Genomic DNA, 23140 nt, shown 5'->3' on the forward strand with positions numbered 1-23140 from the left:
TCATAAAAGCCGTGCGCAGGGGGCGGTCGGCAGCTCACCTGATCCCAGTCGCTTAAATTATATGCCCTTGTCCGGTCAGCTGCCATCGGCCTTAGCCGGCGGCTTGCCGTAGCGGGACAAGCGCACCACCCGCCAACAGGCCGGCTGGCGGCGGCCCCGGCGGCGATATGGATCGCCGCCACCCGGGCGACGGGGGCGGGGTAGCCACACGACCAGATGCGAGCTCGGATCGCGATCTCCGGTTTTTCTTCTCCGTATGCCTGCATATGGGGCAAGAGTTTGAAAAGCTCCGGGAGAACCCACCCTGCAGACCGCAAGCCCGTTCACCGGATTAAAATACATACATACTCGAGGCATTCTGTCGCAGGAGGGGTCGGATGTTCGGTTACGCCGGACGCATTCTGCATGTCGATCTCTCGGCCGGACGTCTGTGGGTGGAGGAGCCGGACGAGGCGTTCTACCGGACTTACTGGGGCGGCAGCGCGATGGGGCTGTATTACGTGCTGAGGCACACACCGCCCGGCATCGATCCTTTCGATCCCCGCAACACCCTCACGTTCTTCCTCAGCGCGGCCACCGGCCTCCCCATCTCCGGTCAGAGCCGGGCCACCGCCAACGCCAAATCCCCCCTTACCGGCCTGATCGGCGACTCCCAGGCCGGCGGCTTCTGGCCCGCCGAGCTCAAGTTCGCCCGATTCGACGGCATCGTGATCTACGGGCGGGCGCCGAAGCCGGTCTACCTCTGGATCCACGACGGAGAGGCGGAGCTGCGGGACGCGACCCACCTCTGGGGGCGCACCACCGGCGAGGTGGAGGACATCCTCTATGAAGAGCTGGGCGACGACCAGATCGAGATCGCCCAGATCGGCCCGGCCGGCGAACGCCTCGTTCGATTCGCCGCCATTATGAACATGCGCAATCGCGCCCACGGCCGCACCGGGATGGGCGCGGTGATGGGCTCCAAAAACCTCAAGGCCATCGCCGTGCGGGGCCGCTGGCGCCCGTCGGCATACGACGCCCGGGCCCTTCAACAGTTGAACAAACAGGGTCCGGCCGCCTACGAGGCAAACCTGGCGGTCAAAAACCTGGGGATCTATGGAACCGCCAGCGTGCTGGCGGCCCAGAACGCCGCCGGCGGCCAGCCGACGCGCAACTACACCAGCGGCTTCTTTGAGGAAGCCGATCGCATCACCGGCGAGCGGATGGCCGAGACCATCCTGAAGGAGCGCGATACCTGTTACGCCTGTGTGGTCCGCTGCAAGCGGGTGGTGGAGACGGAGTGGCGGGGCCGCTCGGTGGACCCCCTCTATGGCGGGCCGGAGTATGAGACCCTTTCCACCTTCGGCTCCTACTGTGGGGTCAGCGATCTTGAGGCCATCGCCCTGGCGAACCAGATCTGCAATCAGTATGGGGTGGATACGATCTCCTGCGGGGCGACCATCGCCTTCGCCATGGAGTGTTTCGAGCGGGGGATCCTCCCGGAGGCCGAGGTGGGCTTTCCCCTGCGCTTCGGCGACGCGGAGGCGATGATCCGCCTGCTGGAGCGGATCGTGCGGCGCGAGGGCATCGGGGATGTCCTGGCAGAAGGCTCCGCCCGGGCAGCTCAGATCATCGGCCGCGGGGCGGAAGATCTCGTGGTCGCCGTGAAGGGCCAGGAGCTCCCCGCCCATATGCCCCAGGTCAAGCGCTCCCTGGCCCTGATCTACGCCGTCAACCCCTTCGGCGCCGATCACCAGTCCAGCGAGCACGACACCCTCTACATGCCCAAATCCCCCCGCCTTTTCCTGGACCGGCTGGCTGTCCTCGGCCTGACCGACCCGCAACCGCCCCGGGTTCTGAACGAGGCGAAAATCCGCTTCGCCTATGAGACCCAGAAGTTTTACAGCTTTCTGGACACGGCGGACCTGTGCCAGTTCGTCTTCGGGCCTTCCTGGCAGCTCTACGGGCCGGAGGAGCTGGTGGCGCTCATGCGCGCGGTGACCGGATGGGAGGTGACCCTGGAGGAGGTGATGCGGGTGGGCGAGCGAAGGCTGAACATGCTGCGGGCTTTCAACGCCCGGGAAGGGGCGGGGCGGGATCGGGACACTTTGCCGAAGCGGCTGTTCGAGCCCCTGCGGGGCGGCAAAACCGATGGGCTGAGCGTGGATCGGGAGGAATGGGAAGCAGCCCTCGCCCGCTATTATGAAATGGCCGGCTGGGATCCCCAGACCGGGATGCCCACCCCGGAGAAACTGCGGGAACTGGGTCTGGAATGGATCCTCTCGTAGGAAACGTCCTGCAGTGATTCCTCACCGCACCCGGGCAGGGGTTCCGTCGCTGGCCCCTCCCGGGAGGCATTCAGGGCTGCGGGGTGCCTCTGGAACTCCTCGCAGCCCTGAATTTTCTGGCGGCCCCGCCGCCCGCCCCATGACCCCGAAACCCGATCGGTATGCTTCTGCGAGCCCGCTGATCTTCCTTTAACTCAACGTTTGCGGATCTTTTATCCCCCGCTAACGCTCCTCTTAGGCCTTCCGCTTACGATGAAGGCTGGAAAAGCCCCAGGGGTGCAGGCAAAACCGCCCCCGAAAGGAGGTGAGGCCTATGGCGCGCGAGCTGATGATCCGGGATCCGTTCGACGCGGCGTTCATGACCCTGCGCGAGGCGATCGACCGCCTGTTCGATCAGGCGTTTGTGCGGCCCTTCGACGGGTTCACCGCCCTGGGCGTGGGGATGCCGGTGAATATCTATGAGCTGCCCGACCGCTATCATGTGGCCATCCTGATGCCGGGCGTGCGGCCGGAGAGCCTGGAGGTGCAGGCGCTGGGCTCCTCCCTGACCATCCGGGGCGAGGTGGCCCTGCCGGAGATCGAGAACGAGAAGAACGTGGCCGTCCTGCGCCGGGACTGGACCGGCGGGCGCTTCGCCCGGACGATTGAGTTCGGCGACCCCATCGACGCGGAGCACATCGACGCCCGCCTGGAGAACGGCGTCCTGCACCTGATCGTCCCGAAGGCGGAGTCCGTCCGGCCGCGGGTGATTAAGGTGCAGGTGGCCCGTTGAGGGGCCAGAAGGAGATGGGGGGACGCGGAAGAGCGTCCCCCCTTTTTATTCTTCCCGCAGGCGCTCCCATTCCACCCGCAGCTGCTCTCGCCTCGTCCGGAGCTCCTCCAGCTTGCGGCGCTCCTTTTCCACCACATGGGCCGGCGCCCGGCGGGAGAACTCCGAGGCGAGCAGCGCCTCCGTCTTCGCGATCCGGTCCTCGAGATCCGCCAGCTCCCGCTCCAGCCGGGCCCGCTCCGCCGCGCGGTCCACCATGCCGGCGAGGGGCAGGTAGACCCGAACCGGTCCCGCTGGATAAACCAGGGCATCGGCTGGAGGCTCCATGAGGTCAACGGCCAGCACGAGCCGGTCCGGATCCAGCCGGGCCAGCGAGGCCAGCAGGCTCCGGTGCGCCTCCAGAACCGGCTGGAGCTCCCCGGCGGCGATCCACGCCGGGATCCGCCGATCGGAAGGCACCCGATGTGCCTCCCGAGCGTTCCGGATGACGCGAACGGTCTCGATCAGGGCCTGCATCGCCGCTTCCGCCGCCTCGTCGACCGGCCCGGGGGTCGGCCAGGCCGCCACGATCAGCGCCTCCGCGCCGTCCACCGCCCCAGCCTGTCGGAGATATCCCCACAGCGCCTCGGTGATAAAAGGCATGAAAGGATGCAGCAGCCGCAGGATCCCATCCAGGACGTAGACCAGGATCCCCCGGGTGCGCGCGGCATCGGCGGCGGATCCCCGGTAGAGCGATTCCTTCGCCATCTCGATATACCAGTCGCAGAACTCATCCCAGGTGAACTCATAGATCCGTCGCCCAGCCTCCCCGAAGTCGAACTCCTCCAGGGCCTGGGTCACCGCTGCCACCGTGCGATGATAACGGGAGAGGATCCAGCGGTCCGGCAGGGTGAGCGAGGGGTCATCCCAGGAAGGACGCGGCGCCGGCCCGGAGAGCGCCCCCAGGATGAAGCGGGCCGCGTTCCAGAGCTTGTTGGCGAAGTTGCGGCTCCCCTCCACCCGCTGGAGGGAGAGGCGCATGTCGTTGCCCGGCGTGGAGCCGGTGGCCAGGGTGAAACGCAGCGCGTCCGCCCCGTAATCCCGGATCACCACCAGAGGGTCGATGACGTTGCCCTTCGTCTTGCTCATCTTCTCGCCCTTCTCGTCCCGCACCAGGCCGTGGAGGTAAACGATGCGGAAAGGGACCTCCCCGGTCATGGCCAGGCCCATCATCACCATCCGGGCCACCCAGAAGAACAGGATGTCATAGCCGGTCTCCATCACCGTGGTGGGGTAAAAGTAACGCAGATCCTCCGTATCGTCCGGCCAGCCCAGGGTGGCGAAGGGCCAGAGGGCGGAGGAGAACCAGGTGTCCAGCACATCCTCGTCCTGGCGGATCCGGGCGCTGCCGCAGCGGGCGCAGGCGGCGGGATCCTCCCGGGCCACCGTGATATGTCCGCAATCGTCGCAATACCAGGCCGGGATGCGGTGCCCCCACCACAGCTGGCGGCTGATGCACCAGGGGCGGATGTTCTCCAGCCAGCGGAAGTAGTCCTTCTCGAAGCGCTCGGGCAGGATGCGGATGCGGCCCTCCTTCACCACCCGGATGGCCTCCTCGGCCAGCGGCTTCACGTGGACGAACCACTGGAGGGAGAGCAGAGGCTCCACGATGGTGCCGCAGCGCTGGCAGCGGCCCGGGGCGTAGCGATGGGGCTCGATCTTCTCCAGCAGCCCCTCTCGTTGCAGATCGGCCACGATGGCCTCGCGGGCCCGGAAGCGGTCCATCCCGGCGTAGGGGCCGCCGTTCTCGTTGATCGTGGCGTCCGGGTTCATCACGTTGATGCGAGGCAGCCCGTGCCGCTCCCCGATCTCATAGTCCGTCGGGTCGTGCCCGGGGGTGACCTTCACCGCACCGGTCCCGAAATCCCGATCCACCGCCGGGTCGGCGATGATCGGGAGACGGCGGCCCAGGGCCGGCAGCACCGCGATCCGGCCCACCCGGTGGGCGTAACGCTCATCCTCCGGATGCACCGCCACAGCGGTGTCCCCGAGCAGGGTTTCCGGCCGGGTGGTGGCCACCGTGATGAAATCCGGCGCGCCCTCAGCCCATCGGCCGCTGCCCCATGGTGCTGTCGGACCCTCCCACCCGTTCCCCAGGAGGGGATAGCGGATGTAATAGAGGAAACCCTCTTCCTCCTCTTCCCGCTCCACCTCGAGATCCGAGAGGGCGGTCTCGCAACGGGGGCACCAGTTGATCAGGTATTCCCCGCGGTAGATCAGGCCCTGCTCGTATAGGCGGACAAAAGCCTCGCGCACCGCCCGGGAGTAAACCGGGTCCATCGTGAACCGCTCCCGGGTCCAATCGCAGGAGGCTCCGAGCCGGCGGAGCTGGCGGGTGATGGTGCCCCCGTATTTCTCCTTCCAGGCCCACACCCGCTCCAGGAAGCGCTCCCGGCCCAGCTGGTGTCGGGTGAGGCCCTCCTTCGCGATCTCCCGCTCCACCATCACCTGGGTGGCGATGCCCGCGTGATCCGTCCCGGGCACCCACAGGGTGGGCTCTCCTTTCATCCGGTGGTAGCGGATCATCAGGTCCTCCAGGGTCACGAACATGGCGTGGCCCATATGGAGCTCGCCGGTGACGTTGGGTGGAGGCATGGAGATCACGAAGGGCCGCCGGGCGGGGTCGATGCGCGGCGTGAAGAAGCCCCGCTGTTCCCACCACTGATAAATCGGCTCCTCGATCTCCTGGGGGTTGAAGGTTTTGGGAAGGGCCATCGCCTTCGCGGTCATCCGCCACCTCCTCTTTTTGGCGCCTCGCATTATAAAAACGCCCCCTCCCGTCACAAGGACGAGAGGGGGCGGACCTCCCGCGGTACCACCTTGCTTCAGGGGGATGGGCGATCCCCCTGCCCTCGCGCTGCGGTAACGGGCAGCGCCCGGGTCGGGCTGAGGCCGGGGCTTCCAGCGTTCACCCGACCGGCTCCGGGGCGACCTTCCGCGCGGCGAACGACAGGGGCTTGCACCGATCCCCCCTCGCTGACGTCGCCGCCTGCGCCTACTCCTCCCCTTCCCCGCCTTTCGGAACTCCCGCTCGATTCCCGCGCCGGGCCGCGCTGAACCCCGCTCATTGCGCAGAGGGGTCCGATCGGAGGCCGCCGGATCCCGGTGTTCAGATGACCTGGAAGCGGCCGGTCGCCCGGACGATTTTCTCCTTATAGTTGCGGACGTGGCGGAAGAGCTTCTTCTTCAGCTCCTGCCACTCCGGGCTGGCCAGGATGCGCTGCAGGGTTTCCATGTCCTGGGCGATGGCGCCGGTGAGGATCTGGGGGCCTTCCCCATACATCGTATACCAGGCGTCCGTGGGCTCCATCCCCAGGCGCATCATCCCCGGCGCGAATTCCCGGACGATGAACTCAAAGTATTCCTGCTCGTGGCCGGGCTTGATGTCCCAGGCCATCAGCAGCTTCACCATCTCCGCCATCGCAGCGCTCCCTCCATTCGCACGGAGGCTCCCGGACCGGTGCCACAGGCTCAGGTTGCTTCTATTGTAGCAAACCCGGACAATCCCCGGCAAAACGAGGCCAGACTTCATCCCAGGCGCAGGGCTCCGGCAAGGAGGAGGAGGAAGAACCCCAGCAGGAACAGATCGATCAACAGCAGCCCCAGCAGGACCAGGCGCTGGGAGGAAGTCAGCTGCCGGAGAGAGGAGGAAAAGCGATTCAGCAAAGAGGGGGAAGAACGCTCCTCCACGCTCTCTTCGATGATCTCCCCCTCCGGAACCTCCGAAAGGTGCTGGCGGATGTCTTCGAACATCGAGCGCCTCCTGCCGGGATGGTTTCAGGTCCGAACTCACGGACATGGCCCGGGAAGGGAGATGCCTCCCCGGCCGCCCGTTGGGCCGCCGGCCTGGCTCAACGCTTTCCCTGGAACAACCGCAGCCAGTGTTCCAGCTCCGCCGGATCGACCTGGCCCGGCTTCTCCTCCTCTGCGTCCGTCACTGAGGCGGCTTCCCCCAGATGGCGCTGCATATAGGCCCGGAACTCCACGGCGGACCAGACGGACGCGCCGTAACGCCGGGCCGCCTCCTGCACGCTCCGATCCGAGGAAACAACAATCAGCCCCCGGGGGTTGCGCTCCGATCGGATCTGCCGGATCAGGAGCTCATCCGCCGTCACGCCGGAGGGAGCGAAGCGCACCGTTACCCCGCCCCGGGAGAGGGCGGAGGCGCCGCCCGGAGCGCCCCGATCGAACACCACCGTGATCCGCCGCCCCGTCCGCATCGCCAGGCGCTGGAGCCGCTCCACCAAGCGCGCCTCATCATCCGGATCCTCCAGCCGGAGATCCGGCATCGCCCCGATCAGATTGTGCCCGTCGATCAGAAACGGCATGGATCGCGTCCAGGTCCGATGGGGAACCGAATCCGCCGCTGTCGGACGCCTACACCTGCGGCACCCGCTCCACCAGCGGAAGCGCCTCCGCGGGTTGCCGCTGGAAGATCAACCCCTGCTCCCCCACATCGACGACGATCCCATCGCCCGCCCGGAATTCCCCGCGGAGCAGCCGGACCGCCAGGGGGCTCTCCACATGTTTCTGGAGCACTCGCTTGAGCGGGCGCGCGCCGAAAGCGGGATCGTAGCCCTCTTCGGCCAGCCAGCGGCGGGCAGCCTCGGTGAGGACCACCTGCAGCCCGTGCTCGGCCAGGCGCGCCTGGATCTGGCGCATCTGGATATCCACGATCTGCATGACATGCTCCGGCGTCAGCCGGTTGAAGATCACGATCTCGTCGATCCGGTTCAGGAACTCCGGCCGGAAGGTCTCGCGGAGCGCCCGCTCGATCCGCTGGCGCTCCTCCATGCGCTCCCGCTCGGAGGTCGCCGGGAGGAACCCGATCGTGGCGCTGCGGCGGAGATGCTCGGTGCCCACATTGGAGGTCATGATAATGATCGTATTCCGGAAATCCACCGTGTGGCCCTGGCCATCCGTCAGACGGCCATCGTCCAGGATCTGAAGCAGCGCGTTCCAGACGTCCGGATGGGCCTTCTCGATCTCATCGAACAGGATCACCCGGTAAGGCCGCCGGCGCACCGCCTCGGTGAGCTGCCCACCTTCCTCATAGCCCACATACCCTGGCGGCGCCCCGAAGAGACGGGAGACGGTGTGATATTCCCGATATTCGCTCATATCCAGCCGGACCAGGGCGTCCTCGTCGCCGAAGAGGTATTCCGCCAGCGCCTTCGCCAGCTCGGTCTTCCCCACGCCGGTGGGCCCCAGGAACAGGAAGGAACCGATGGGCCGCCGGGGATCCTTCAGGCCCGCCCGGGCCCGCCGGATGGCGTCCGCCACCACGGCGATGGCTTCGTCCTGGCCCACCACCCGCTCCCGCAGCCGCTCCTCCATGTGGAGCAGCTTCTCCGCCTCCGTCTCCATCACCTGGGACACCGGGATACCCGTCCAGGCCGCCACCACCTGGGCCACATCTTCCTCGGAAACCACCTCATCCAGGTTGCGCTCCCGCTGCCATTGCGCCCGACGGGCCTCGAACTCCTTCTGAAGGCGCAGGCGGCGCATGCGGATCTGCGCCGCCCGTTCGTAATCCCGGTTCAGCCCGGCGTGCTCTTCCTCCTGCAGCAACCGCTCGATCTCGGTCTTGATGGCCTTGAGCTCCGGCGGAAGGGTGTTCAGGGCCACCCGCAGCCGGGCCGCCGCCTCGTCGATCAGATCGATGGCCTTGTCCGGAAGCCGGCGATCCGTGATGTAGCGGTGGGAAAGACGGACGGCGGCGACGATCGCCTCATCGCTGATGCGAACCTGATGGTGGGCCTCATACCGCTCCCGCAGCCCCTGAAGCATCTGGATCGCTGACTCCACCGAGGGCTCTTCCACGAAGATCGGCGCGAACCGCCGTTCCAGCGCCGGATCCTTCTCAATATATTTGCGATACTCATCCAGGGTGGTGGCGCCGATGCAGCGGAGCTCCCCCCGGGCCAGGGCGGGCTTCAGCATCGATGCCGCGTCCAGGGCCCCGGAGGCCGCCCCGGCGCCCACCACCGTGTGGATCTCATCGATGAAAAGGATGACCTCCCCCTCCGCCCGCTGCACTTCCTCGATGACCGCCTTCAGGCGCTCTTCGAATTCGCCCCGGAACCGTGCCCCAGCCACCATGGCCGCCAGATCCAGCTGCACGATGCGCTTGCCCATCAACAGCTCCGGGACGTCATGGGCGACGATCCGCTGGGCCAGCCCCTCCACAATGGCCGTCTTCCCAACCCCCGCCTCGCCGATCAGCACCGGGTTGTTCTTGGTCCGCCGGCACAGCACCTGGATCACCCGCAGGATCTCCGCCTCCCGGTTGATCACCGGATCCAGCTTCCCCTGGCGGGCCAGCCGGGTGAGATCCCGCCCATAGCGATCCAGCATCCGGTAGCGGCCCTCCGCCCCCGGATCGGTCACCCGAGCCCCGCCCCGCAGATCCTTGATGGCCTCATAGATCCGATCCCGGGTCACGCCGGCATCCATCAGAACGCGGGCCGCGGGGGTGTTCCGCTCCGTAGCAATGGCCAGGAAGAGATGCTCGGTGGAGATGTAATCATCTCCCAGGCGGCGCGCCTCCTCGTTGGCCAGGTCCAGGATGCGCTTCACCCGGGGGGTGATGAACACCTGGCCGGTGCCGCCGAATCCGTAAATCGAGGCGCGCGGGCTGGCCCGGAGCACTTCGTCCAGCCGCCCCCGCATCCAGTCGACGCTGATCCCCATGCGCTGAAGCAGCTGCGGCACCACGCCATCCGGCTGTTCCAGGAGGGCCAGGAGGAGATGCTCCGTATCCACCTGGTTGTGGCCGTAGCGCTGGAGGATCTCATAGGCCCTCGCCGCCGCATCCTGAGCCCGTTCTGTGAAATGATCGAAGCGCATCATCGTGGAGAGCCTTCCTTTAGTGGGAATAGGACCTGCGCCGTTGGGCTCAAACCCGGGAAGGCCGGATGGCCTCCCCCTTTCCCCCCAGGATCCAGAGGGGTCTTGCCGGGAGCCTGAAGGGACACCGAAGGCGTCCCCACGATCCCGGCTTTGTTTGCGAGCACCCATGACCTACTGCTGAGCTGGACCGTCCAACCTCATTATAAAGGATCCGGGACGCGAAACCAAACCGGGGATCTCCTTTCGCACCCCATGGGCGAACTGGCATCCCCGCTGCGAAGGAGGCCTTCTCTTCTGCCCGCCCCCCGAGCGGCTTCGCTGGACCCCGGACAACGGGGAAGAGATCTTTTGGGGTGGACAGGCGCCGGATGCGGATCGCTTGCATCTCCGGGCGTTTGTCCGCATGATGAAAGGCGCCCAACGAACTCGCACGGCGCTGTGCAACCGCCCGCGGGGGTCGGGGCTGAACGTCGGGTCGAAAGTCCCTCCCGCCGACTCTATGGCGAAAGGGCCGTGGGGAAGGGAGGGGCAGGACTTCCCACATCCCTCTATGGAGGGGAAGATCCACCATGCGAGGCCTGGAGCAGCTGATCGGCATCCTGTTGATTGGGGTGGGCTTGATCTCCTTCCTTCTGACGCGACCGGGAGGGGCCAGGGTCTTTCAAGAGCGACGGGGGAAAGCGCTGTTCGCCCTTCCCCATCGCCGGGAGTGGCAGGTGATGCTGACCGGCTTCAGTTTCCTGGTCGCGAGCGTGGGCTATGGTCTTCTCCTCTATCCCTACTTTATGGGCCCATCCCCTCTCCGGCCCTCGCCGACCCCGCCGGGCGTGGCGCAAGCTCCCACCCCTTCCCCTACCCTGCAGCCCTCCCCATCGCCCATCCCTCCGCGCTCTCCGGAGCCCTCCCCTCCGGCGCCCACACGGGCCGCGTCGCCCTCCCCGATCCCGGCCTCGCCCACGCTTTCCGCGCTCCAGTGCGACCCCGGCGTGCTGCAGGCGATCAAGCAGGCGAACGCCGCGCAGGAAGCCTATATCCTGGGCCAGGGAACGCTCGACTCGCTCACCGCGGCATGGGGAGACGCCGCGCCGGAGGCCCGACGGCAGGCAGACCGCCTGCGACAGGCCGCCCAGGCGATCCGGGCCACGATCCAGGAGATCCGGTGGGAGATCCGCTCGTGCGCTCCCGCCTCGCCACCCGGCCCCGATCTCATCGAGGTGCGGACGGAGGAGACCTGGGTCTATCGAGCGGGCCTGGTCTGCCCTCCGGGCCAGCGCGTGATCGTCGACCGCGTGGTCACCTATCCGGGGGAGATCTACCGGCTGGCCGCCCAGGGAGGCCGCTGGCGGATCACCCGATGGTCCCCCGGGGAGGGAACGCTTCAGCAGGATTGGCGCTGTCCCTGAATCCGCGCGCCCTCCACGCTGGCCCCATGCGGGGAGCGCGCCGGGGGGATCGACTCCAGACCTTCCCGGATCCGCTCCAGCATTCCTTCCCTCACCGCCCGGACCGCCATGCGGATGGCATTCTTCACGGCCTTCGCATCGGAGCGCCCGTGCCCGATCACCACCACGCCGTTGACCCCCAGCAGCGGCGCGCCTCCGTATTCCCGATAATCCAGCTGCTGGAAGACCCGCCGGAGGCTGGGCAGCAGGCACAGCAGCCCGGGAGCGGCGAGGATCAGGCCCGGCAACGCCAGCGCCAGGCCGAGCCGATCCAGCGCCCCATCGGTCAGCTGCGCCTTCAGGAAACGGGCCAGGAAGGATACCGTGCCCTCGAGATGCTTGATCACCACGTTCCCGGTGAAGCCGTCCGTGACCACCACCTCCGCCAGACCACGGGATAGATCCTTCCCCTCCACGTTCCCGATAAAATTCAATCCGCTTTCCTGAAGGAGACGGTAAGCCTCCTGAACCCGGATGGATCCCTTGCCCGGCTCCTCGCCGTTGGAGAGGATCCCCACCCGCGGGTTCGGCCAGCCCAGCACCCGCTCCGCATATACGACGCCCATGATGGCGAACTGGAGCAAATGCCATGGCTGGGGATCCGTGTTCGCGCCGATATCGAGGAGAAGGCACGGCCGGTGAGCGGTGGGGTAAACCGTGGCCAGGGCCGGGCGATCGATGCCCGGGATCCGCCCCAGATGGAACAGGGCCGCCGCCATCACCGCCCCGGTGTTCCCCATGGAAACGAACGCCTCAGCTTCCCCGGAGCGCACCAGGCGCATCCCCACCCCCATGGAGGAATCCCGTTTGGTTTTCACCGCGATGGTGCGCTCATGCATCTCCACCACCTGGGAGGCATGGACGATGGAAAACGAGAGGCCTTTCGGGGAATGGCGGGCCAGCTCCGCGCGGATCCGTTCCTCCTGGCCGACCAGGATCACGTGAAGCTCCGGGATCTCCCGCAGCGCCCATAGCGCCCCCTCCACCGGGACCCGTGGGGCGTGATCACCCCCCATCGCATCCAGGACCACTCGAACCGTCATGGGGGCATCGCTCCGTCTCCTGCTCCTGTTCACGAGAGGATGAAGCGGGCGGCTTCTCCGCCCGCTCCCCGCTCTCCTTCGATGGGCTATCGGATATCCTCCAGCAGCCGCTCCACAGCGGTGTGCAGATCGATCTCCCGACGGAGCAGCTGATCCACCAGGCCGTCCAGACGGGCGCGACCGACCTGACGCACCACCCGCGCCCACAGACGCTCCCGGGCGAGGGCGGCCAGCTCCTCCGCGATCCGCCGCCGCCTCCGGGCTTCCCCTTCCCCGCTTTCCTCCAGATAAGCCCGGTGGCGCTCAATGGCCTCCACCAGCTCCGGGATCCCCCGGCCGGAAGTCGCTACCGTCTGAAGGATCGGCGGCGTCCATCCTTCCCGGGACGGCTCCACGCGCTGGATGGCCATCGCCTGCCCGTGGTGGCGAACCACCGCGGGCTGGCCCAGGGAGAGCATGGATCGCAGGATGTGCAGGGTGGCCGCCGCCCCCTCCCGATCCGCCTTGTTGACCACCAGGATGTCCGCGATCTCCAGGATCCCCGCTTTGATGGCCTGGATATCGTCCCCAAGCCCGGGGGCCTGAACCACAACGACCGTATCCGCGGCCTGGGCGATATCGACCTCGACCTGTCCCGCCCCCACCGTCTCCACCAGGATCCGGTGGAAGCCGACCGCATCCAGCGCCCGGATGATCTCCCGGGTGGCGCGGGCCAGGCCACCCAGGCTGCCCCGCGTGGCCATGCTGCGGATGAAGACCCCCGGATCGCCGGCCACATCCTGCATCCGGACGCGATCCCCCAGCAGGGCCCCGCCTGTAAAAGGGCTGCTGGGGTCCACTGCGACGATCCCCACCGTCTCCCCTCGCTCCCGGTACGCGCGGGTTAAAGCGTTGACCAGCGTGCTCTTCCCGGAGCCCGGAGGGCCGGTGATCCCAATGACATAGGCGTTTCCCGTGAAGGGGAAGAGGCGCGCGCTGAGCTGAACAGCGGCCTCGCCCCCATCTTCCAGCATGGAAATCAATCGCGCCAGCGCCCGGCGATCCCCTGCACGGGCGCGCTCGAAGAGAGCCATGGGATCTCGCGTCAAGGGCCGTCCCCCCATATGGCATCCTCAGGGAAGCGCCGGCTCGCCGGCCGCTTTGAGATCCTCCGGACGGATGCCGAAATGCGCGCAGATGAACTGCACAATGGTCTCGGTGCTGGTGCCCGGTCCGAAAACCTCCCGGATGCCCGCGGCCTTTAGCGCGGGGATATCCTCCTCGGGGATGATCCCCCCGGCGATCACCAGCACATCGTCCAGCCCCCGTTTCCGGAGCTCCTCCACCACCCGGGGGAGCAGCGTCATATGGGCTCCGGAGAGGATCGAGAGGCCCACCACATCCACATCCTCCTGCAACGCCGCCTCGGCGATCATCTCGGGGGTCTGCCGCAGGCCCGTATAGATCACCTCGAACCCGGCATCCCGCAGGGCGCGGGCGATCACCTTGGCGCCCCGATCATGGCCGTCCAGCCCCGGCTTGGCAATGAGCACACGGATTTTACGACCCATAGCCGACCTCGCCGGATGGGATCGATCCAGCGTTCGCCTGGCCTGCTTCATTGATTTTAACCCACTCCGTCCCTGGAGTTTGATTCTCCCATCCTCCTGATCCACCGCCGGGCTCCCCTTCCAGGGGGAGCCCTATCGCTGCTACGCCGCGAGGAAAGGCTCATTTGCGCTGGAGTAAAGAATGCAGGGAATAATCATAGCGATGGGCGCCCTGCAGGGAGAGGAGACGATGGCCGCAAATCCCCGGAGCGCTGATGCCGTCCCCATCCGAGGAATGGCGTGGCGGAGCCTGGTGACCCTGATGCTGCTCTTTCCCGCCGCCTGCTCCGGTCGCCCCCTGCGGCCCCCCGCGCACCTCGTCGAGGGGACGCCGATCCCATCCTCATCCCCAGGGCCGACGCCCCTCCGCGCCAGCAGGAGACCGTGCGCCCCGGAGACACTGCCGCGCATCAACGCCCCTCGCTTTGAAGGCCCCATCCCCTTCGAGCAGACCGCCATCGCCTGGTTCGGCCGGGTTTCCCCCACGCAAAATTATACGGATATCCGCGTGGGCTATAACGAACAGGAGCTCTATATCTACCTCGCCATCTTCGACCGTCAGCTCGGGTATGATGAGAACCCGACGCCCCAGGCGCTGACGCAGTGGGACGCCGCGACGGTGATGCTGGATACGTCGGGCGGCGACACGCTTTCCCCCGCATCCTGGCGCTTCGTCGCCCAGCTCTACGTCGAGCCCAGCCCCGCCCGGCGCGCCGCTTATCGAGGAAGCGCCTCCGGCTGGCAGCCGGCCGACCCGCCCTTCCAGGCCGTCCCGGGCTGGCGCGGGAACGCCCTCAACGACGATCGCGAAAGCGACCGGGGATGGGCGATGGGCTTCACCATTCCCTTCGCCAGCCTGGGCCTGGCCGCTGCGCCCCCTCAAGGCACCCTCTGGCGGCTGGCGGTCCAGGTCCACGACCGGGATTCCCCCACCGATCCTCCCGTCGGCGATACGTCCTGGCCGCCCGCCGTCTCCCCGGAGAGCCCATCGTGCTGGGGCTTCCTGCGGTTCGGCCTTCCCGTCTACCACGCGGAAGGCGTTCCGACCGGCCACGTCCGGATTCGCGCCCCACCCGGAACAGCCCGCTGATCCCTGACGCCAACGTCGGCGGGATCACCGCGCGCCAGTGCCCCGACGATGAACACGAGATCTGGAACGAGGGGGGCAATCGCAACGACGGCCACGCGCCCGACTTCAACATCCAGAACCAGTCCGATGTCGCTGACTGGCCGTGCTTCGCCAAATACGATGTGACCTTTCCCCTCGATGCGATCCCGCCGGGCCATGTGATCCTTTCGGCCACATTGACCCTGCACCAATTCGGCAACGCTGGGGCACCCGGCCAGGCGCAGCCCTCATGGATCCAGGGGCTGATCGCCGACGGGGACTGGGAGGAAGAGGCGATCACGGGGAACAACGCGCCGCTGGCCCGGGAGAACATCGGCGGCGCGTGGGTGGACCCCCTCGCGGACTGGCCGGGCTGGCCCGGCGTCCCGCGGGTCTGGGATGTCTCGTATGCGGTGGCCCAGGCGTATGCCCGGGGCGAACCGCTGCGCCTGATCCTTTACAGCGCCGACGGGGCCTATCACAGCGGCAAATACTTTGTGTCTTCAGATACAGAGGACTGGAATACAGAGGGCCGCCCGCTCCTCGAGGTGTGGTGGGGCAAGCCCCGCTGAGCCGGGAACAACGAAAAGCGCTCACGGAGACACGGGGAACACCGCGGCTTTTCTCCCCTCCGTGTTCCCCGCGCCTCGGGGTGAGCATCCTTTCCTGAGAGGCCTCCGGCCAATGGCCGGCCTTAGGGCGTCGAATGAATACGACCTCGAGAGGCCTTTGGCTGATGGCCGGCCTCCGCCGGCCAAGAAGCCTCTCGCGTCGGCGCAGGCCGACCCGGGGCGCGAAAGCGCCCATGAAGGCCGATTTCCATCGGCGTGAGAGGCCGACGCCCGGCGCGGAGCGCCTCACGAGGCCGATTTCCATCGGTGCCAGGGATCGGGGATCCGTGCCAGCCGGAAAAAAGCGGGGGGTCGGCCGATGCGCCGCCGACCCCCCGTTGTCCTCCCCTCGGAACCGACGAGCCGCCTTCCCCTCATTCCTCCAGCGTGGAGAGATCCCCTTCCGGCAGGCCCAGGGCGCGAGCCCGCAGCACCCGGCGCATGATCTTCCCCGACCGGGTCTTGGGGAGCTTGTCCACAAAGTGGATGGCTTCGGGCCGGGCGATGGGGCCGATCAGCTGGGCCACATGCTGGCGGAGCTCCTCGGCCAGGGCCTCGCTGGGGCTGTAGCCCGCCTTGAGGATCACATAGCAGTGGATCCCTTCCCCCTTCACCTCGTGGGGCAGGCCGATGGCCGCCGCCTCGGCCACCGCCGGATGGGCCACCAGCGCCGACTCGATCTCCGCCGTGCCCAGGCGATAGCCGCTCACCTTCAGCACGTCGTCCACCCGCCCGATAATGTAGAAGTAGCCATCCTCATCCCGCCGGGCGGAATCGCCCGTGAAGAACCAGCCGGGATACCTGGACCAGTAAGTCTTCACATAGCGCTCGGGATCGCCGTAGAGCGTGCGGGTCATCCCGGGCCACGGCGTCTGGATCACCAGGTAGCCCTCCACCCCAGGCGGGCAAGGGTTGCCGCTCTCATCCACCACATCGGCCCGGATGCCCGGGAAAGGAAGGGTCGCTGAGCCCGGCTTGAGGGGGATGCAGGGCATGGGGGTGATCATGAAGCCGCCGGTCTCCGTCATCCACCAGGTATCCATGATGGGGCAGCGCCCCTTCCCGATCACCCGGTAATACCAGCGCCAGGCCTCCGGGTTGATCGGCTCGCCCACCGTGCCCAGCAGGCGGAGGGAGGAGAGGTTACGACGGTTGGGCCATTCGTCCCCGAACCGCATCAACCCCCGGATGGCGGTGGGGGTCGTGTAGAGCACCGTCACCCCGTATTTCTCCACAATGCTCCACCAGCGATCCGGATACGGATACGTCGGCGCTCCCTCATACATCACGCTGGTGGCCCCCAGCATCAATGGCGCATAGACGATATAGGAGTGCCCCGTTACCCACCCGGGGTCCGCCGTGCACCACCAGATGTCCTCATCCTTGATGTCAAAGACCCATTTCATCGTGGTGTAGATGAAGACCGCATAGCCGCCGTGCACATGGACCTGGCCCTTGGGGGCGCCGGTGGTGCCGGAGGTGTAAAGGATGTAAAGGGGATCCTCGGCGTCGGTGACCTCCACCGGGCACTCGCCCTGGGCGAAGGGGAGCCGCGCCAGCTCATCGTAGAAATAATCCCGCCCCGGCTCCATGGGCACCTCGTGGCGGGTGCGGCGGACAACCAGCACATGCTCCACAGAGGGAGCACGGCGGACCGCTTCGTCAACGGTGCGCTTGGTCTCCACGATACGCCCGTTCATGTATCCGCCGTCGGCGGTGATCACCAGGCGGGATTTGGAGTCCTCGATGCGGGTGTGGAGGGCTTCCACCGAGAAGCCGGCGAAAACCACGCTGTGGATCGCCCCGATGCGGGCGCAGGCCAGCATGGCGATGGGCAGCTCGGGGATCCGGGGCATATAGATGGTCACCCGGTCGCCCTTGCGCACCCCCAGGGCCTTCAGGACGTTGGCGAAGCGATTGACTTCCTTGTAGAGATCATAATAGCTGAGGACCCGGCGCTCGCCGTTCTCCGCCTCCCAGTAGAGGGCCACCTTGTTCTTGCGCCAGGTCTTCATGTGGCGGTCCACGGCGTTGTAGCAGATGTTGATCTTGCCGCCGACGAACCACTTGTAGAAGGGCTTCCCGCTGTCATCCAGAACGCGATCCCATTTCCGGAACCACTCCAGCTCCTCCGCGCGCTCGGCCCAGAACGCCTCGAGGTCCTGCATCGCCCGCTGGTAGAGGGAGGGGTAATCCTTGATGTAGGCGCGCTCCAGGACCTCGGGGGAAGGATAATACACCTCGCCGCTCAGGTGGCGGATATCCGCCACAATCTCCTTCACCGCCATGGTCACCCTCCTTAAGAAAAAATTCCCCGCGGCGGGGATCGTCCCCGCCGGGGATGGTTGCCCGTTTCTTTCCACACCTCGCTACCACACCGCGATCAGCCGGACCGGACCCCCGGAGGCGCCTTCAATGCGCAGGGCGCCGACGAAGACCATCGCCCCCGCGGGCGGGATCCGCCCCAGGTTGGCGACGTTCTCCAGCCCCCACTTGTTGGCGGGGAGGATGGTGTAGTGCGTCTTGAAATCCCGGGAGGCCCCATAGTCCAGGCTCAGGGTGTCCACGCCGATGCCGACGATGTTGCGCTCCTTCAGGAGGAACTCCGCTGTGTCCGGGTGGAAGCCCGGGAAGTGCATCACCCCCTGGGCATCCATGTTTCGATAAGCCGCCTCATCGCCCACCCGGGCCCCCCATCCGCTCCACATGAACACCACGGCGCCGTCCGGCAGCCGCCCGTAACGCCGCTCCCAGGCCCGGATGTCATCGGGAGTCAGCTGGGCGTCCGGGTTCCGCCGCGCCCGGTCCCGGATGTCGATGACCGCCGCGGGGGCGACCAGGACCTCCGCCGGAAGGCGCTCGATCGTCAGGGCGTTCTTCCCGAAGTGAACCGGGGCGTCCATATGAGTGCCGTGGTGCTCGTAGATGTGCCAGCGGTTGGCGTAGAAGCCGTGTTGCGCGTGGTTGAAGACGTTCTCGATCTCCAGCCGGGGAGCGCCGGGCCAGATGGGGAAGCGGGGGTTCTGCACATAGGTGAGGTCCACCTTGCGCTGGAAGACGCGGACAGCGGTCCGCACCACCACGCCGACGGGGGCGGAAGCGGCCTCGCCGTAAGCGGGCTTCTGCCAGGAGACGAACCCGTGGGCGCTCACCAGGGTAGCAGCCGGATGCGGGGCCACCTGATAGCCGAAGGGTCCCAGAGTGCCTTTGGGGGGGATCGCCTCCGCCAGCCAGACCGCCGACTGGAGATCCCCGCCTTCCGCCTCAAAGCCCCGGAACCATGCCCTCGGAGGGGTGGCCGTGGCAGCGACGAAATCCGCGTTGCGGGGGACGTGGCCGGCGATATAGAGGTCGGAGATCGTCTCTTCCGTGAGGTTGCGGATGGTGAGGGTAAAGGAAACAAGGTCGCCTTCGCGCGCGCCGTGGATTTCCACAGTCAGCCAGGGCCAGACCGTTAGACGTGGAGCAGGGAGCATCGCGGCGGCCATCGCGCCGCCCATCATTTTGAGGAAATCCCGGCGGCTCCAGGCCCGCGCCATCGCCTCGTAGACCTGCGGCCCACACATGGCTCCCTCCCTTCCACGACTTGCTTTTTACCATATTTAGCAATGGGCGGCAGCTTTCTGTCAAGAGCCATGCGCCATATGTGAGGCCCGGAGCCGGATCTCCCGCGTGCGCCTTCCCGATCACGCGCGCACGTAATGCATGGCGCCGAGATGACGGGCCATCCCCTTCAGCTCCATCATCGTCAACGCGCTGCTCACCTGCGCCACCGACAGCCCGGCCGCCCGCGCGATGTCATCGATGTGCTGGGGCTCCCGGCTGAGCACCTCCAGCAGGCGCGCTTCGGTCGGATCCGCAGGCAGCTGAAGCTGGGCTTCCACCTGCTGGGCCGCCGTCGACCAGTTGAGGGCTTCCAGAAGCTCATTCGGGGAAGTCACCGGGGTCGCTCCATCCCGGATCAGCCGGTTGGTTCCCTGGCTGGCCGGGGAGAAAATGCTTCCCGGAACGGCGAAGACCTCCCGCCCCTGATCCGCCGCATGGGACGCCGTGATCAGCGCCCCGCTGGTCGCCCCGGCCTCCACGACCAGCACGCCCACCGCCAGGCCGCTGATCAATCGGTTCCGGGCCGGGAAGTTCCCCGGCTCGGCCGGCGCCCCCAGCGGGAGCTCGGAGATCAGCGCCCCGCGCTCCATGATCCGCGCCGCCAGATGGGCATGCTCGAGGGGATACACGCGATCCACCCCGCACGGCAACACCGCCAGGGTTCGCCCGCCCGCCTTCAGCGCGGCCTCATGGGCGATGGCATCGATCCCGCGGGCCAGCCCGCTGACAATGGGGATCCCGGATCGCGCCAGCTCCCCGGCGAACCATTCCGCCGCCTGCCGCCCGTAGGCCGTCGGCCGGCGGGTCCCCACAATGGCTAGCGCCCATCGATCCGCCTCCGTGAGATGGCCCCGGATGAACAGCACCGGCGGCGGATCCGGGATGCGGCGCAACAGCAGGGGATAGGCGGGATCTTCCCACGTGAGGGCCTTCGCCCCCGACCGCTCCAGCTGCTCCCGCTCCCGATCCGGATGGAGCCGTCGCCTCGCCTCCGCCAGGTTCCGGATGGTGCGCTGATCCAGCCCGGCGGCCCGCCATGCCCCCTCGTCCGCTTCCCACGCCGCCCGCAGATTCCCGAAATACTGCAGCAGGGCCCGCAGGCGCGCTGGCCCAATCCCCATCACCCGGTTGAACGCCAGCCAGTAGCCCAGATCATCCACAGGAACCCCCCCGAGATGGCTTCTCCTCCTGAAAAGATGATAGCGGGCACAAGGAGCGACCCGGGGAGAGATCAAGGGGTGTTCTCATCCGCGACCATACGCCGGAGACGGGTTGCCAGGAGACGATAGAAATAGGAGCGGTCCCGAAGCCGGAGGAAGCGCGCGCTGAACGGCGCCGCCGCGATCTCCACCCAATCTCCTTCCGCCATGGGTTCCTCTCCGGCCCCATCGATGGTCAGGGCGGCTTTGCCCTCGGTGTGCACGGTGAGCGTGAGCCGAACGCCTTCATCCAGCACCACGGCCCGATCCAGGCTGAGATGGGGGGCGATGGGGACCAGAACAATGTTCTTCAGCTCGGGAGGGAGGATGGGGCCGCCGGCGGCCAGGGCATAGGCGGTGCTGCCAGTCGGCGTCGCCACGATCAGGCCATCCCCCACATACGTGGTGAAGTAGCGCCCGTCGATCTCCACTCGAACCCGCACGATGCGCCCCAGGCCCATGCGACCGATCACCACATCGTTCAGGGCGTAAAAGGGCCCCTGACGGTGACCCTCCCGGACCCAGTAGGCCTCCAGCATGAGCCGGTGCTCCACCCAGTAATGGCCTTCCCACACCCGGCTCAGCTGCTCCAGCCACTCCTCCGGCGGGATTTCCGTCAGGAACCCGACCCGCCCCAGGTTGATCCCCAGGATGGGCACGCCGGCAGGAGCGGCGTAGCGAGCGACCCGCAGCACCAGCCCATCCCCGCCGAAGGTGATCGCCAGATCCCACCCGGCGACGATCTCCACGCGATCCAGCGCTTCGGCCGGAACCAGGATCGGCTCCCGACCGATCTGCCGGAGGTGCTCCGCGACGGCCTCGGCCAGCCCTCCGGCATGGGGACGCTGGGGATGGAGAACCAGTCCGATGCGCTGGAAGCGAGCTTCCGACACAGGGCATCTCCTCTTGACGTTCAGGGCCAGCGGAAAGAACGCGCATCCAGACTCTGCCCGGTGATCCCCCGGCTCTCATCGGAAGCCAGATAGACGAAGAGGGAGGTGATCTCCTCCGGCGCGGGGAGGGAAAGGGGATCCTCTTCCGGATAGGCTTGGGCCCGCATTCGAGTGCGGGTGGGGCCGGGGTTGACGGCGTTTACCCGGATGCCCTCCGGGGCCAGCTCCTCCGCCAGGACCTGGGTGAAGATCTCGACCGCGCCTTTGGAGACGGCATAGGCGCCCCAGCGCGCCCGCCCTCGGCGGCCCACGCCCGAGGAGAGGTTGATGATGGAACCCCCGGAGGACCGGCGCAGCAGGGGGAGGGCCGCCTGGGTAACCAGGAACATGCCGGTGACGTTCACTTCCAGGACCTCCCGCCAGGCCTCCAGAGGATATTCGGCGATGGGAAGGCGAGGGCCCAGGATGGCGGCGTTGTTCACCAGGACGTCCAGCCGCCCGAACCTCTCCCCAAGGACCGCCATCAGCGCCGCCACCTGGTCCGGCCGGGTGACGTCGCACGGGCGGGCGATCACCTGAGCCCCTTCCCGCAGCCTCTCGATCTCGCGGGCCGCAGCGACAAGGGCCTCCGCGTCCCGGGCGCAGAGGACCACATCGGCGCCCTCCTGGACGTAAGCCTGGGCGATGGCCCGGCCGATCCCCCGGCTGGCTCCGGTGATCAACGCGACTTTCCCGTGAAGATGCATGCGTTACTTTCCCATTCAGACACGCATCGCACTGCTGAGCTCCTCACCCCAAAAGCCCCGGAAGGAAACGCCGGTTCGGACCCATCGGTTTCCCCCCAACCCGGTCATGGGCCCAGGGAGAGCGACCCGATGCGTTCGAAGGCACGAATCGTTCATGAGCCCCGAGGGGTCATTTCAGAAGCTGAAATCCCTCCCGCTCGAAGTCTTCATCGAAGGCGAAGGCGGTGATGATCCCATATCTCTTCATCCGGACAAAGCTTACACAATCCACCAGGCTGAGCGTAGGCTTTCCCCGGGTCGTCAGCAGGCGAACGGCCTCTTCGTGATCCCGGCTGATCACCCAGTGGATGCGGAAGGCCCGAGCATCCTCCAGAAAGCGTAAGGCGACCGCCAGGCCCAATCGCCGCTGCAACAACGCGGTCGACTCCGCCAGGATGTAACTGTGCACAAACAGGGTATGGCCCTGGGCCTCCAACTGACGCAATCGTTCCACCGCACCGCGGTGATTCGGATCGCCCCGGTCGGCCGGGGCATAAATCGCGGAAGTGTCCAGTAAAATCACCTCCTCCAGCGCCTCATCGTGCCGTTCGGAAACCGGCGCGAGGGAACCCTGCTCGCTCTCCCCCATTCCGACAAAACCCAACGAGCCCTGGGGCTCCCCGCCCGCCATCCGGTGCTGGCGGAGAATGGAGCGCACCAGCTCCGAGATGGACACCCCCCGTTCAAAGGCCTCCTGCCGCAGCAGTTCGTAAAGCTCCTCTTCCAGCTGCACCTGGGTCCGCTTCATCCCATTTCGCCCCCTGAAGCCACAGCGTGCAGGCATGCTAACATGCTGTAATCCACCGGGCAAGACGATTTTCCACTATTGAAGAAGCTGGGGAATCCGCCGGGAGGTTGGAGGACGTTCGTGATCCAGCGCGAACCCCCATTCGCACGGGGGGTTCTCGGACCTACCCCCCCTCCCCGTTTCGGGGAG

19 protein-coding genes are annotated in these 23140 nt (G+C 67.0%); 5 read left to right on the forward strand and 14 right to left on the reverse strand.

What is annotated here, in order from left to right:
* Positions 1-377 precede the first annotated feature (377 nt).
* Positions 378-2267, forward strand: a complete 1890-nt coding sequence (locus tag VAE54_RS12625; protein WP_322802330.1) for an aldehyde ferredoxin oxidoreductase family protein — start codon at positions 378-380, stop codon at positions 2265-2267.
* A gap of 313 nt (positions 2268-2580) precedes the next feature.
* Positions 2581-3039: an Hsp20/alpha crystallin family protein gene (locus VAE54_RS12630; protein WP_322802331.1), complete on the forward strand. Its 459-nt coding sequence runs from the start codon at positions 2581-2583 to the stop codon at positions 3037-3039.
* Between the two features lie 45 nt (positions 3040-3084).
* On the opposite strand, the gene VAE54_RS12635 is transcribed toward VAE54_RS12630, so the two are convergent.
* The 5 genes from VAE54_RS12635 to VAE54_RS12655 all read right to left on the reverse strand — a co-directional run bounded on the left by VAE54_RS12635 (position 3085) and on the right by VAE54_RS12655 (position 9924).
* Positions 3085-5805 carry a valine--tRNA ligase gene (locus tag VAE54_RS12635; RefSeq protein WP_322802332.1) on the reverse strand — a complete coding sequence of 907 codons (2721 nt, stop codon included), beginning with the start codon at positions 5803-5805 and terminating at the stop codon, positions 3085-3087.
* 379 nt (positions 5806-6184) lie between these two features.
* Positions 6185-6496 carry a hypothetical protein gene (locus tag VAE54_RS12640; protein ID WP_322802333.1) on the reverse strand — a complete coding sequence of 104 codons (312 nt, stop codon included), beginning with the start codon at positions 6494-6496 and terminating at the stop codon, positions 6185-6187.
* A gap of 107 nt (positions 6497-6603) precedes the next feature.
* Positions 6604-6828 (reverse strand): hypothetical protein, encoded by a 225-nt coding sequence (locus VAE54_RS12645; protein WP_322802334.1) that lies wholly within the window; start codon positions 6826-6828, stop codon positions 6604-6606.
* Positions 6829-6926: 98 nt separating this feature from the next.
* A complete protein-coding gene (locus VAE54_RS12650) occupies positions 6927-7403 on the reverse strand; it encodes an NYN domain-containing protein (RefSeq protein WP_322802335.1) in 477 nt (158 codons plus the stop codon).
* 49 nt (positions 7404-7452) lie between these two features.
* Entirely contained in the window at positions 7453-9924 is a 2472-nt protein-coding gene (locus VAE54_RS12655; protein ID WP_416223810.1) for an ATP-dependent Clp protease ATP-binding subunit, read from the reverse strand.
* Between the two features lie 572 nt (positions 9925-10496).
* Here VAE54_RS12655 and VAE54_RS12660 point away from each other — a divergent pair.
* Positions 10497-11330: a hypothetical protein gene (locus tag VAE54_RS12660; protein ID WP_322802337.1), complete on the forward strand. Its 834-nt coding sequence runs from the start codon at positions 10497-10499 to the stop codon at positions 11328-11330.
* Here the strand turns inward: VAE54_RS12660 and plsX are convergent.
* The 3 genes from plsX to VAE54_RS12675 all read right to left on the reverse strand — a co-directional run bounded on the left by plsX (position 11306) and on the right by VAE54_RS12675 (position 13962).
* Entirely contained in the window at positions 11306-12412 is a 1107-nt protein-coding gene (plsX, locus tag VAE54_RS12665) for a phosphate acyltransferase PlsX (protein ID WP_322802338.1), read from the reverse strand. The two genes, VAE54_RS12660 and plsX, sit on opposite strands and share 25 nt — an antisense overlap.
* An 86-nt stretch (positions 12413-12498) precedes the next feature.
* Positions 12499-13515, reverse strand: a complete 1017-nt coding sequence (meaB, locus tag VAE54_RS12670) for a methylmalonyl Co-A mutase-associated GTPase MeaB (protein ID WP_322802339.1) — start codon at positions 13513-13515, stop codon at positions 12499-12501.
* A gap of 9 nt (positions 13516-13524) precedes the next feature.
* Entirely contained in the window at positions 13525-13962 is a 438-nt protein-coding gene (locus VAE54_RS12675) for a cobalamin B12-binding domain-containing protein (RefSeq protein ID WP_322802340.1), read from the reverse strand.
* A 181-nt stretch (positions 13963-14143) separates the two neighbouring features.
* On the opposite strand from VAE54_RS12675, the gene VAE54_RS12680 reads away from it, so the two are divergent.
* Entirely contained in the window at positions 14144-15091 is a 948-nt protein-coding gene (locus VAE54_RS12680) for a hypothetical protein (RefSeq protein ID WP_322802341.1), read from the forward strand.
* Positions 14992-15681 carry a DNRLRE domain-containing protein gene (locus VAE54_RS12685; RefSeq protein ID WP_322802342.1) on the forward strand — a complete coding sequence of 230 codons (690 nt, stop codon included), beginning with the start codon at positions 14992-14994 and terminating at the stop codon, positions 15679-15681. The genes VAE54_RS12680 and VAE54_RS12685 overlap by 100 nt, the downstream gene beginning before the upstream one ends.
* A 413-nt stretch (positions 15682-16094) precedes the next feature.
* Here the strand turns inward: VAE54_RS12685 and acs are convergent, their stop codons facing one another.
* The 6 genes from acs to VAE54_RS12715 all read right to left on the reverse strand — a co-directional run bounded on the left by acs (position 16095) and on the right by VAE54_RS12715 (position 22951).
* Complete coding sequence (gene acs, locus VAE54_RS12690) at positions 16095-18008, reverse strand: acetate--CoA ligase (RefSeq protein WP_322802343.1); 1914 nt, start codon at positions 18006-18008, stop codon at positions 16095-16097.
* Positions 18009-18089: 81 nt separating this feature from the next.
* A complete protein-coding gene (locus VAE54_RS12695) occupies positions 18090-19286 on the reverse strand; it encodes a cyclase family protein (RefSeq protein ID WP_322802344.1) in 1197 nt (398 codons plus the stop codon).
* A 120-nt stretch (positions 19287-19406) separates the two neighbouring features.
* Complete coding sequence (gene dprA / locus VAE54_RS12700; RefSeq protein WP_322802345.1) at positions 19407-20486, reverse strand: DNA-processing protein DprA; 1080 nt, start codon at positions 20484-20486, stop codon at positions 19407-19409.
* A 71-nt stretch (positions 20487-20557) separates the two neighbouring features.
* A complete protein-coding gene (locus VAE54_RS12705; protein ID WP_322802346.1) occupies positions 20558-21418 on the reverse strand; it encodes an NAD(+)/NADH kinase in 861 nt (286 codons plus the stop codon).
* 20 nt (positions 21419-21438) lie between these two features.
* Positions 21439-22164 carry an SDR family NAD(P)-dependent oxidoreductase gene (locus VAE54_RS12710; protein ID WP_322802347.1) on the reverse strand — a complete coding sequence of 242 codons (726 nt, stop codon included), beginning with the start codon at positions 22162-22164 and terminating at the stop codon, positions 21439-21441.
* Positions 22165-22333: 169 nt separating this feature from the next.
* Positions 22334-22951: a type II toxin-antitoxin system VapC family toxin gene (locus VAE54_RS12715; RefSeq protein ID WP_322802348.1), complete on the reverse strand. Its 618-nt coding sequence runs from the start codon at positions 22949-22951 to the stop codon at positions 22334-22336.
* Positions 22952-23140 lie beyond the last annotated feature (189 nt).

It is taken from the genome of Thermoflexus sp. (assembly GCF_034432235.1).
In the GTDB taxonomy this organism is placed as follows: Bacteria; Chloroflexota; Anaerolineae; order Thermoflexales; family Thermoflexaceae; genus Thermoflexus.